This window comes from Allobosea sp. 05T422_2, assembly GCF_056396265.1.
In genome coordinates this window covers 1-11,946 of sequence record NZ_JBFTLD010000209.1, presented here as the reverse complement: position 1 = coordinate 11,946, position 11,946 = coordinate 1, and the positions used below count along the sequence as shown (strand labels likewise).

Genomic DNA, 11,946 nt, shown 5'->3' with positions numbered 1-11,946 from the left:
GCGACGATCCTGCGCAATTTCCTCGGCCTGGCGGAACGATGGTCGCAGACACAGGACCGTGCCGCCCTTTCCGAAACAGCCTGACGTCGAAGAACCCATGGACGATTTCAAACCCTTCATCGCCAAGGTGGCGACCGGCGCCTCACTCTCCCGCGAGGAGGCGCGCGATGCCTTTGACACCATCCTGTCCGGCGAGGTCACCAATGCGCAGGCGGCCGCCTTCTTGATGGCGCTGCGCGTCCGTGGCGAGACCGTCGAGGAGATCGCCGGCGCGGTCAGCGCCATGCGCGGCAAGATGCTGCCGGTAAAAGCACCGGCCGGCGCGATCGACATCGTCGGAACCGGCGGCGACGCTTCGGGCTCCTATAACGTCTCGACGCTGGCCGCGATCATCACCGCGTCCTGCGGCGTGCCGGTCGCCAAGCATGGCAATCGCGCCGCCTCGTCACGTTCCGGAGCGGCCGACGTGCTCACCGCGCTCGGCGTCAAGGTGGGGCTCGAGCCCGCGGGCACGGAGCGCTGCATCGCCGAGGCCGGCGTCGGCTTCATGTTCGCGCCGACCCATCACGCCTCGATGCGGSRTGTAGCGCCGGTGCGCACAGAACTCGGCACCCGCACCATCTTCAACCTGCTCGGGCCGCTCTCCAACCCGGCCGGTGTCAAGAGGCAGCTCGTCGGCGCCTTCTCAGAGACCTGGCTCGAGCCGATGGTGCGCGTGCTGTCTGCTCTGGGCTCCGACCGCATCTGGGCCGTGAACGGCTCTGACGGCCTTGACGAGATTACCACCACCGGCCCGACCCGCGTCGTCGCGCTCGACAAGGGCAAGATCGAGAGTTTCTCGATCAGCCCGGACGATGTCGGCCTGGCCCGTGCAAAGCCCGAGGATCTGCGCGGCGGTGAACCGGCGCAGAATGCCGAGGCGCTCCGCGCGGTTCTCGACGGCAAGAAGACGCCCTTCCGCGATATCGCGGCCTTCAATGCCGCCGCCGCGCTCGTCGTGGCCGGTCAGGCCGGTGATCTGCGCGACGGCCTCGCCCGCGCGACCTCGGCGATCGACAGCGGCAAGGCCAAGGCGACGCTGACCGCACTTATCGCCAGCTCGAACGCGTGAGGACGTCATGAGCGACATCCTCGCCCGCATCGAGGCCTATAAGCGTCAGGAGATCGCCGCAGCCAAGGCCGCGGTTTCCCAGGCGGAGATCGAGCAGCGCGCCCTGGCTGCCGGCCCCGTGCGTGGCTTCACGGCCGCGCTTGCCGCGAAACACGCGGCCGGCAAGCCTGCATTGATCGCCGAGATCAAGAAGGCCAGCCCGTCCAAGGGGCTGATCCGCGCCGATTTCGACCCGCCATCGCTGGCACGCGCCTATGCCGATGGCGGCGCGGCCTGCCTGTCCGTACTGACCGATGCCCCCTCTTTCCAGGGACAGCCGGAATTCCTGCAGCAGGCGCGCGCGGCAAGCGGCCTTCCCGCCCTGCGCAAGGATTTCCTCTATGACCCCTATCAGGTCTTCGAGGCTCGCGCCTGGGGCACCGACTGTATCCTGATCATCATGGCCGGTGTCGATGACGGGACAGCCCGCGCGCTGAACGAGACGGCAAAGTCACTCGGCATCGACGTGCTGGTCGAGGTTCACAACGAAGCCGAGCTCGATCGTGCCCTCGAGCTCGACAGCCCCCTGCTCGGCATCAACAATCGCGACCTTCGCAGCTTTGCCGTCGATCTCGCCGTCACCGAGAGACTTGCTCCGCGCGTCCCCGCGGACCGCATCATCGTTGGCGAGAGCGGCATCTTCAGCCATGCCGACATCGCACGGTTGCAGCGCGCCGGCGTCAACACCTTCCTCGTCGGCGAGAGCCTGATGCGGCAGGACGATGTCGCCGCTGCCACCCGTGATCTCCTGACCGGTTCTGCGCGCAGCGCAGCATGAGCAAGCTCAGCCATCTCGACGCCAGCGGCCAGGCCCATATGGTCGATGTCGGCGACAAGGAGGAGACCTCGCGCATCGCTGTCGCCGAGGGCTGTGTCGTCATGCAGCCCGGGACTCTGGCGATCGTGCGCGATGGCGACGCCAAGAAAGGCGACGTACTTGGCACGGCGCGCCTGGCTGGAATCATGGCCGCTAAGCGCACGCATGAACTGATCCCGCTCTGTCACCCCCTGCTGATCAGCAAGATCAGCGTCGACCTCACCCTGGACGAGACATTGCCCGGGGTGCGCGTGAGCGCTGAGGTCAAGATGAAGGGACAGACCGGCGTCGAGATGGAGGCGTTGACCGCTGTCGGCGTCGCCTGCCTCACAGTTTACGACATGGTCAAGGCGGTCGACCGGGCGATGCGGATCGAAGGCATCAGGCTCGTCCACAAGTCAGGTGGAAAATCCGGCACTTTCGATCTCCCGGAAACTGCGCGATGAGCCTCACGCCCGTCCCCGTCGCCCTGAAGGCGCTGATCGACAGCGTTCCGGCACCGACACCATCAGAAACCCTGCCACTCGCACATTGCGTAGGGCGCGTGCTCGCCGCCGACCTGCAGGCGCTTCGGACCCAGCCCCCCTTTGCCAACTCCGCAATGGACGGATACGCCGTTCGCGCAGATGATATTGCGCCGGCAAATGAATTGCGTGTCATCGGCGAATCGGCTGCCGGTCGTTCCTTCTCAGGGATGGTCCGCTCCAATGAGGCTGTTCGCATCTTCACCGGTGCTCCGATTCCGGAGGGCGCCGATACGATCCTGATTCAGGAGAATGCGGACGGCGTCGGCACTGCGACGATCCGCGTGCGCGAGGGCGCCGAGCGCGGCAAGTTCGTTCGTCAGGCAGGATTGGACTTCTGCGAGGGCGAGGTGTTGCTTCTCGCCGGCAGCCGGCTCGACAGTGCGAGCCTCGGCCTCGCGGCAGCCATGGGCCACCCCATGCTCACGGTGCGTCGCAAGCCACTGGTCGCGATCCTCGCGACCGGCGACGAACTGGTCCAGCCCGGCGAGCCGGTTGGACCCGACCAGATCGTCGCGTCCAACAGTTTTGCGCTCGCCGCGCTGGTCGAGCAGGCCGGCGGCACGGCGCTCGATCTCGGGATTGCCCGCGATGATCATGCCGATCTCGCCGACAAGATTGGCCAGGCACGGAAGGCCGATGCCGATGTGCTGATCACCCTCGGAGGAGCCTCGGTAGGTGAGCACGATCTCGTCCAGGCAGCGTTGATCGGTCAAGGCATGGCGCYCGGCTTCTGGAAGATCGCCATGCGGCCGGGCAAGCCGATGATGATGGGCCGCCTCGGCCGCATGGTCGCGCTCGGCCTACCCGGAAACCCCGTCTCGTCCATCGTCTGCGGGCATCTCTTCGTCGTGCCCCTGCTCAGGACCCTCCTGGGCGTACCGGAACCGGAGCGCGATCTGAGTGAGCCTGCAATCGTCGGAAGAAATTTGCCGGCAAATGATGAGCGGCGGGACTATATGAGGTCGGAACTGACGCTCACTCCGGAAGGATGGCTGGCAACGCCCTTCGCCAAGCAGGATTCATCGATGCTGGCCACTCTTGCCCGCGMCGACGCGCTACTCATTCGCGAATCGTTTGCTGCGCCGGCAAACAAAGGCGACAACTGCCGGATCATCCGCCTACGCTGAGCGCGCTTGCGGAACACAACGCGAACCTGTATGGTGTTCGTGCTTTGTTTCGATTCCATACAAAGAGCGCCGGCGGGAACCATGCTGACACGCAAACAGTTCGAACTGCTTCGTTTCATCCAGGAACGCCTGCGCGAGACAGGGGTGCCCCCCTCCTTCGACGAGATGAAGGACGCGCTCGATCTGCGCTCCAAGTCCGGTATCCATCGCCTGATCATGGCGCTGGAGGAGCGCGGGTTCATTCGCCGCCTTCCCAATCGAGCCCGAGCGCTGGAGATCATAAAGCTGCCCGAAGGGGCCGGCGGCCCTCAGGCGACGCGCGGACGGTTCAGCCCCTCCGTCGTCCAAGGGGGGCTTGGCAAGGTCCGGCCGATCGCACCGCCCCCGGACGAAGATGTGCGCTCCACGGTTGCGATTCCGGTCATGGGGCGGATTGCCGCCGGTACACCGATTTCCGCCATCCAGAGCCGCAGCCATACCGTGGCACTGCCTGYCGACATGCTTGGCCCCGGTGAACATTTTGCCCTCGAGGTTCGCGGCGACTCGATGGTGGAAGCCGGCATTCTCGACGGCGATACGGTGGTGATCAAGCGTCAGGACACGGCCAATACCGGGGATATCGTCGTGGCTCTGATCGATGACGAGGAAGCAACGCTGAAGCGACTGCGCAAGCGCGGCTCCTCGATCGCGCTCGAGGCTGCCAATCCCGCCTATGAGACAAGGGTGCTGGGACCGGACCGCGTCAAGATTCAGGGCCGCCTGGTCAACCTGATGCGGCGCTACTGAAGCGGCTCGTGTTCTTCGACAGCCGCCAGCGGCAAAGCCGGCGTGCTTGCAGGCCGCTCCCGCTTGCGGCTCCAGGGACGATCGACACCATCCTGCTCTGATAGATGGGCGCGCCAGCCGCCCTTGTTGCCGACAAGGGCGGTCGCGCCATCGCGCGACAATGCCCTGCGGTCGATCAGTCGTGCTGCGCACGGAGCGTTCCACGGAATCGGCGTGATGACGAGATCGGCGCGCCGACAGTCCTCGACGATGGCCAGGCGATCACGTGCAAAGGCAACGCTTCGTCCATCCTTGCTGCGGACGACACAACCCAACGTGTCGCAGGTCGCGCCTTCCCGCAGGCTGTTGTCGTCAGTCCGGCGATTATCGCCATCTGCGTTCAGCCATTGCTGCAGCACGAAGCGGCTCGGTTGCCCCGCCAGGATCATGCGACCATCGCCCCCGCGGACCAGGATCCCGGAACCATCGCGTTCGATCAGGATGTCGGGCCTGTCGGGCTTCGCTGCCACGAGCAGTCCCGCGATCAGGGGGGCGACGGCCAGGAAGCGCAGCGGTGTCGTCCAGAGCGTGATCCAGAGAAGCGCGGCGGCAAAGCATGCGAGCGCCGCGGCCCCGAATGCAGGAATGATCACCGCGGAGTGGTCGAATCCCGCAACCCAGCGCGCGGATTGCAGCACATAGTCCGAAGCGACTCCCATGAGCGCCCAAGCCGGCCAATCCAGGCCGAAGGGATAGGCGAGCACGCCGAAGACAGCGGCAGGCATGACGATCAGGGAAACGAAGGGCAAGGCGAGCGCATTGCCGAGCAGACCGAAGGGGTTGAAGGTCTGGAAGTGATAGGCACCGAACGGTGCGGTTGCGACCGTCGCCAGCACGGTCGTGACCGTGAGCCCGACCACCGCGATCCAGATCGGCCGTAGCGGCCAAGGCAGGTTCGCCGGCGCCTCGGAGTGGCCGCGATCCTCCCAGCGCTCGGCAAAGGCGATCAGCGCCGCGACAGCGCCAAAGGACATCTGGAAGCTTGGACCAAGCAGCGCGTCAGGCTCGCGCAGCAGAACGATCATCGCAGCGAGAGCCAGATTGCGCATGCTGAGCGCCGGGCGATCGACGAGAATCGCACCGAGCATGACCAATGTCATGATCAGCGAGCGCACCGTCGCGACCTCGGCTCCCGAGAAGATGCAATAAGCCGTGGCGCCGAGCATCGCGGCCAGGGCGGCGAGTTTCTTTATGGGCCAGCGCAATGCCAGCGTTTGCGATAGCGCCAGCAGGCCACGGACCAGGCCGAAGATCGTGGCGGAGGCCAGCACCATGTGAAGGCCCGAGATCGAGATGATATGATAGATTCCGGCCGCGCGGAGGTCGATATTGGTCGCCTCCGTGATGAGGCCGCGCTTGCCAGTAACCAGCGACGCCGCCATCGCGCCAGCCTGCCCTCCCCCGATCCCGGCGATGCGCTCCGTCAGGGCATTGCGCGCCCGGTCGACCGTCGCGGGTATCTGAAGCTCGAGCGGTGGCTGCAAGGGTGGTGGGGCGAGCGTGATCTTTCCGGGGATGGTCCCGACTGCACCAAGCCCTCGGAAGAAGGCGTCGCGCCCGAAGTCGTAGCCACCTGGTCGCACTGGACCGGGCGGCGGCAGGAGGCGCGCGACGGCAGCGATGTGATCGCCCGGCGAAACCGAACCACCTTTGACGTTGACCCGAACCCGCCGTGGCAGGCGTTCAGGCTCCACCCCGGCAATGCTGGTCACCAGGATCACGAGGCGCGCGCCGGCGTCGCGCGCCTCGACCGATTCGACAAAGCCGGTGAGTTGTCCCACGCGCATTCGATCGAGCATCGGTGCTGCGATTGTCGCCGTGCGCCAGGCCGCGGCACCAAAGCCGGCGAAGATGGCAGCAAGGCCGACGCAAGCGAGCATGACCGGGCGTCGGGCGCGCGACAGCGCTGCCATCGCAGCGGAGACGCCAAAGCCGGAGAGCGGGACCCAGAAGGATGGCTCGCGATCAGCCGCGAAATAGAGCAGAATGCCGGCTCCCATCAGCACCGGCAGCCAGAGAAACAGCCTTCTTCGTCCGGCCTCGATCGCGATGGCGCCCAGGAAGCGCGCGCGCCATTCGGCGAGAAACAACCGAATGGCAGCGTCCTGAAACCATATCTCGGGAATGCGGAATGGTACGGCGCGAACACGCGCGCCGCGCAGCCGGCTCGGGTCTGGCGGCGCCTCGCGCATAGGCCGTCCCTCGGTCAGCCAACCAGATGCGATCTTGCGCTTAACGTCGGCCCCATCAGCATGTTACAGGGGCGGCGTCGGTTGTCATGTCCCTTCGACGTCTTGTTCCTCTGCCGCTCTGTCGGCCTCATTTCCCGTCCTGCCGGAGCCTGCCTTTCATGAGTGATGCGGTCGTTACGCGCTTCGCGCCGTCTCCAACCGGATTCCTGCATATCGGCGGCGCGCGTACCGCGCTGTTCAACTGGCTCTATGCCCGTCGCCATGGCGGCAAGATGCTGCTGCGCATCGAGGACACCGACCGCGAACGCTCGACCGAGCCGGCCATCGCGGCGATTCTCGACGGCCTGTCCTGGCTTGGCCTCGATTGGGACGGCGAGACCGTCTACCAGTTCGCCCGTGCGGCCCGGCACCGCGAGGTCGCCGAGCAGATGCTCGCCGCCGGCAAGGCCTATTATTGCTATGCGACACCGCAGGAACTCGAGGAGATGCGCGAGAAGGCGCGCGCCGAGGGCCGTCCCATGCGCTATGACGGACGCTGGCGCGATCGCGATCCGGCAACCGCGCCGGCCGGCGTGAAGCCGGTCATCCGCCTGCGCGCGCCGCAGACCGGAGAGACGGTGGTCGAGGACGAGGTGCAGGGCCGCGTCGTCTGGCAGAACGAGAATCTCGACGACCTCGTGCTGCTGCGTTCCGACGGCAACCCGACCTATATGCTCGCTGTCGTCGTGGACGACCATGACATGGCCGTGACCCATGTCATCCGTGGCGACGACCATCTCACCAACGCCGCCCGCCAGACCCAGATCTACCAGGCGATGGGCTGGCGCGTGCCGAGCATGTCGCATATCCCGCTGATCCATGGGGCGGACGGCGCGAAGCTCTCCAAGCGCCATGGTGCGCTCGGTGTCGATGCCTATCGCTCCATGGGCTATCTGCCGGTGGCCCTGCGCAACTACCTCCTCCGGCTGGGCTGGAGCCATGGCGACCAGGAGATCTTCTCGACCGAAGAGATGGTCTCGCTGTTCAATCTTTCCTCGATCGGCCGTTCCCCGGCACGCTTCGACTACGCGAAGCTGGAGAGCCTGAACGGGCTCTACATGCGCCAGTCCGATGACCGTGACCTGCTTKATGCACTGAAGAGCATCTTGCCGGAAATCGGCCCCGCGCACGGCCTCGGCCCCGAGCTCGATCCGGCTCTCGAAGCCAAGCTTMTTGCTGCGATGCCGGGATTGAAGGAGCGAGCCAAGACGCTGATCGAGCTGCTCGACAGCGCCTCCTATCTTTTTGCCAAGCGTCCGCTCGCACTCGATCAGAAGGCGGCGACGCTGCTCGACGAGGGCGCCCGCCAGCGCATGCCCAGCCTGGCAGAGAAGCTTGCCGCGGTGAACGACTGGACACCGGCTCCGCTCGAGGCCGCGGTCCGGGCCTTCGCCGAAGAACATGCCCTCAAGCTCGGACAGGTGGCGCAGCCGCTGCGGGCCGCACTCACCGGACGGAGCCAGTCGCCCGGCCTGTTCGATGTGATGGCGGTGCTCGGCCGCGAGGAAACGCTCGCTCGTCTCAGCGATCAAACGTGATCAAAGGCGGGGCAGCCCCGCCTTTGTGATTGGTTGAACCCCAAGGGCAAATGGGCTAGTGACGCCGCATATGCCGAGGGTGTCCGAAGCGGCGCCCCGGTATGAATATTGCTTTAATATCAGTCGGATGTACCTTCCTTTGCCTGCAATCCCGTCACATGGCCGTTACGCAGAGCCACTCGGATGATGATTGCCGTTCCGGCACCCATTCGTGCCGGCTCGGATGGAACGAAGATTGATCAGCAGCGAGCCTGAAAGGATCGGTATCGATGAGCGGAACCAACAGCCAGCTGAGTGTGGACGGCAAGACCGTCGACCTGACGGTCAAGACCGGATCGATCGGCCCATCCGTCATCGACATCAGCAAGCTCTACGCACAAACCGGGATGTTCACCTATGACCCCGGCTTCACCTCGACCGCGAGCTGCGAGTCGGAGATCACCTATATCGATGGCGACGAGGGCGTTCTGCTCCATCGCGGCTATCCAATCGAGCAGCTTGCCGAGCATGGCGACTTTCTCGAGACCTGCTATCTCTTGCTTTACGGAGACCTGCCGACCGCGGCGCAGAAGGCGGATTTCGACTACCGCGTGACGCGCCACACCATGGTGCACGAGCAGATGGCCCGCTTCTTCCAGGGCTTCCGACGCGATGCGCATCCGATGGCGGTGCTGGTGGCCTCGGTCGGCGCGATGTCGGCCTTCTATCACGACTCGACCGACATCTCGGACCCGCAGCAGCGCATGATCGCGTCGATGCGGATGATCGCCAAGCTGCCGACGCTGGCTGCGATGGCCTTCAAGTACACGATCGGCCAGCCCTTCGTGTATCCGCTGAACTCGCTGGACTACACCTCGAATTTCCTGCGCATGTGCTTCGCGGTGCCGGCGGAGGAGTACAAGGTCAATCCGGTCCTGTCGCGCGCGCTTGACCGCATCTTCATCCTGCACGCCGACCACGAGCAGAACGCCTCGACCTCGACCGTGCGTCTTGCCGGTTCCTCGGGCGCCAATCCCTTCGCCTGCATCGCAGCCGGCATCGCCTGCCTCTGGGGCCCTGCGCATGGCGGCGCCAACGAGGCGGCCCTCAAGATGCTCGAGGAGATCGGGTCGGTCGACAACATCCCGAAATACATCGCCAAGGCGAAGGACAAGAATGATCCGTTCCGCCTGATGGGCTTCGGGCACCGCGTCTACAAGAACTACGACCCGCGCGCCAAGATCATGCAGAAGACGACGCATGAGGTGCTGAACGAGCTCGGCATCAAGGACGATCCGCTCCTCGATGTCGCGATCGAACTCGAGCGCATCGCGCTCAGCGACAGCTACTTCATCGAGAAGAAGCTCTATCCGAACATCGATTTCTATTCGGGCATCACCTTGAAGGCGATGGGCTTCCCGACCTCGATGTTCACCGCGCTCTTCGCACTCGCCCGCACCGTCGGCTGGATCGCGCAGTGGAAGGAAATGATCGAGGATCCGTCCCAGCGGATCGGCCGCCCGCGCCAGCTCTATACCGGCTCGCCGAAGCGCGATTACACGCCGATCGGCCGTCGCTGAGAACAATCTGACACAGTCTTTATGACGCAGGTCGAACCCCACCGGATTAAACAATCCGGTGGGGTTTATCATATGGTGCGCTGCCATAACCTCGCGTTTCGCAGAGCAATGACGGGAAACGCCAGATGGACCGCCTCACGACACCGAACCGCCGCGCCTTCATCGCTGGGGCCGGGGCATCCGCCCTCGTAGCCGGCAGCGGGCCCGCGCGGGCTCAGAACTTCCCGACCCGGCCGATCATGCTTGTCGTGCCGTTCGCAGCCGGCGGCTCGACGGATATCGTTGCCCGCCTCGTCGGGGCAAAGATGGCGGAGTCGCTCGGCCAGCAAGTGGTGATCGAGAACCGCGCCGGCGCAGGCGGCAATGTCGGCTCGACCGCGGTCGCTCGCGCCGCACCCGACGGTTACACGGTGCTGATGGGCACGATCTCGACCCATGCCCTCAATCCCGCGATCCTCAAGGTGGTGACGTTCGATCCGGTCAAGGATTTCACGCCGATCTCCCTGCTGGCCGTGGTGCCCAACGTCATGGTCGTGCACCCGAGTTTTCCGGCCAAGACGGTCCAGGAGGTCGTCAAGGTCCTGAAGGACAATCCCGGCAAATACTCCTACGCCTCATCGGGAGTGGGTACGCCGCTGCATCTTTCGGGCGAGCTGTTCAAGTCGCTCGGCGGCGTGAGCATGAACCATGTGCCCTACCGCGGCGCTGGCCCGGCTCTGAACGATGTCGTGGCTGGCGCCGTGCCGATCATGTTCGACAACCTGCCCTCCTCCGCGCAGTTCATTCGCAGCGGCCAGCTCCGTGCGATCGGCGTTACCACGAAGGAGCGCGTGCCCTCATTCCCGGAGATACCGACCATCGCCGAAGGCGGTCTTGCCGGCTATGAAACCTATACGTGGAACGCGCTGTTTGGCCCGGCGAATATGCCAAGGGCAGTCGTTGAGCGCCTGAACGCCGAAGCCAACAAGGCCCTGACAGACCCCAATGTGAAGCAGCGCCTGAACGATGTCAGCGCCGTCATCGTCGGCTCGACACCGGAGGCGCTGGGCGAACACGTCAAAGTCGAATTCGCGAAATGGGGCCCCATCGCCAAGGCATCCGGTGCGGCGCTTGAATGAGCGCTGCACCGCGCTGATCAAGCTGCCAGCAGTCCCAGGGCGGCATTGACCGCGTTCTCGGCCGGGCTCGCCCCGGCCGATTTCATGATGCGCTCGACATCTGCGAAACCCGCAAGCTGAGCCTCGCGCGCAGGACCGTCACTGAGGACCGCCAGCACAGCTGCGCTGAGCGCTTCGGGCGAGGCCTCGTCCTGGATGAACTCGGGAACGATGCGCGTGCCGGCGACGAGATTGGGCAGGATCACCGTCGGTAGCTTGATCAGCCTGCGCGCCAGCATCGCCTCCCAGGCCGCGCCGCGATACGCAGCGACCAGCGGTACCTGTGCCAAGGCGAGCTCGAGCGTCACGGTCCCGGAGGCCGCGAGCGCTGCGCGCGCCGTGCGAAAAGCGGCAAGCTTGGCGTCTTCGCCATCGACGAGACGGGGCTTCACCGACCAGGTCGAGATAGCCTCTTCAATCATACCGCGCAGATGCGGCACGGCCGGCAGCACGAAGCGCGCGCCGGGCACCTTGTCCGCGATGTGTGAGACCGCCTCGCCGAAGGCCGGCATGAGGTGGCTGATCTCCGAGCGACGGCTGCCAGGAAGGACCAGGATGTCCGGCGTTGAAGGAGCGTTGCGCCGCACCTGTTCCTCGGCGCTTGGCCGTAGCTCGGCGAGCCGCTCGATCAAGGGGTGACCGACATAGATCGTCTTCGGTCCGCCCAGCCTTTCCAGCGCAGCAGGCTCGAAGGGCAACAGCGCCAGGATGCGATCGACATGTGGCGCCATCTTGCGGGCGCGGCCCGAACGCCAGGCCCAGACGCTGGGGCAAACCCAATGCGCAATCGGGATTGCGGACGATGCCCGCCGGACTTTTTTCGCGACGCGCAGCGAGAAATCCGGGCTGTCGATGGTGAGCAGGAGATCAGGCGCGAAAGCAACGACCCCCTTGGCTGCATCAGACATGCGCCGGAGCAACAGGGGTAGCCTCGCCAGTACCGGACCAAACCCCATCACGGCGATATCGGATTRGGGAAAGAGCGGCCGCAGCCCCTGCGCGATCAGGCTCTCGC

Annotated in this window: 10 protein-coding genes; 8 read left to right on the top strand and 2 right to left on the bottom strand. The window is 65.3% G+C overall.

What is annotated here, in order from left to right:
* Positions 1 to 97 precede the first annotated feature (97 nt).
* From trpD to lexA, 5 genes are all read left to right on the top strand, one after another.
* Entirely contained in the window at positions 98 to 1,111 is a 1,014-nt protein-coding gene (gene trpD, locus AC1DJT_RS26870; RefSeq protein WP_476835235.1) for an anthranilate phosphoribosyltransferase, read from the top strand.
* A 7-nt stretch (positions 1,112 to 1,118) separates the two neighbouring features.
* Entirely contained in the window at positions 1,119 to 1,928 is an 810-nt protein-coding gene (trpC, locus tag AC1DJT_RS26865) for an indole-3-glycerol phosphate synthase TrpC (protein WP_441505547.1), read from the top strand.
* Complete coding sequence (gene moaC / locus AC1DJT_RS26860; protein WP_441505546.1) at positions 1,925 to 2,413, top strand: cyclic pyranopterin monophosphate synthase MoaC; 489 nt, start codon at positions 1,925 to 1,927, stop codon at positions 2,411 to 2,413. The genes trpC and moaC overlap by 4 nt, the downstream gene beginning before the upstream one ends.
* On the top strand, positions 2,410 to 3,621 hold the full coding sequence (locus AC1DJT_RS26855) for a molybdopterin molybdotransferase MoeA (RefSeq protein WP_476835234.1): 1,212 nt from the start codon (positions 2,410 to 2,412) through the stop codon (positions 3,619 to 3,621). The genes moaC and AC1DJT_RS26855 overlap by 4 nt, the downstream gene beginning before the upstream one ends.
* Positions 3,622 to 3,702: 81 nt before the next feature.
* Complete coding sequence (gene lexA, locus AC1DJT_RS26850; RefSeq protein ID WP_476835233.1) at positions 3,703 to 4,407, top strand: transcriptional repressor LexA; 705 nt, start codon at positions 3,703 to 3,705, stop codon at positions 4,405 to 4,407.
* Here the strand turns inward: lexA and AC1DJT_RS26845 are convergent.
* Positions 4,401 to 6,638 carry a ComEC/Rec2 family competence protein gene (locus AC1DJT_RS26845; RefSeq protein WP_441505543.1) on the bottom strand — a complete coding sequence of 746 codons (2,238 nt, stop codon included), beginning with the start codon at positions 6,636 to 6,638 and terminating at the stop codon, positions 4,401 to 4,403. The two genes, lexA and AC1DJT_RS26845, sit on opposite strands and share 7 nt — an antisense overlap.
* A 158-nt stretch (positions 6,639 to 6,796) precedes the next feature.
* Here AC1DJT_RS26845 and gltX point away from each other — a divergent pair, with 158 nt between their 5' ends.
* The 3 genes from gltX to AC1DJT_RS26830 all read left to right on the top strand — a co-directional run bounded on the left by gltX (position 6,797) and on the right by AC1DJT_RS26830 (position 10,892).
* Positions 6,797 to 8,215 (top strand): glutamate--tRNA ligase, encoded by a 1,419-nt coding sequence (gltX, locus tag AC1DJT_RS26840; protein WP_476835232.1) that lies wholly within the window; start codon positions 6,797 to 6,799, stop codon positions 8,213 to 8,215.
* A gap of 269 nt (positions 8,216 to 8,484) precedes the next feature.
* On the top strand, positions 8,485 to 9,774 hold the full coding sequence (gene gltA, locus AC1DJT_RS26835; RefSeq protein WP_441491816.1) for a citrate synthase: 1,290 nt from the start codon (positions 8,485 to 8,487) through the stop codon (positions 9,772 to 9,774).
* A gap of 125 nt (positions 9,775 to 9,899) precedes the next feature.
* Positions 9,900 to 10,892 (top strand): Bug family tripartite tricarboxylate transporter substrate binding protein, encoded by a 993-nt coding sequence (locus tag AC1DJT_RS26830; RefSeq protein WP_441491817.1) that lies wholly within the window; start codon positions 9,900 to 9,902, stop codon positions 10,890 to 10,892.
* A gap of 17 nt (positions 10,893 to 10,909) precedes the next feature.
* Here AC1DJT_RS26830 and lpxB read toward each other — a convergent pair.
* The coding region (gene lpxB / locus AC1DJT_RS26825; RefSeq protein ID WP_476835231.1) for a lipid-A-disaccharide synthase at positions 10,910 to 11,946 on the bottom strand (1,037 nt) is incomplete at its 5' end.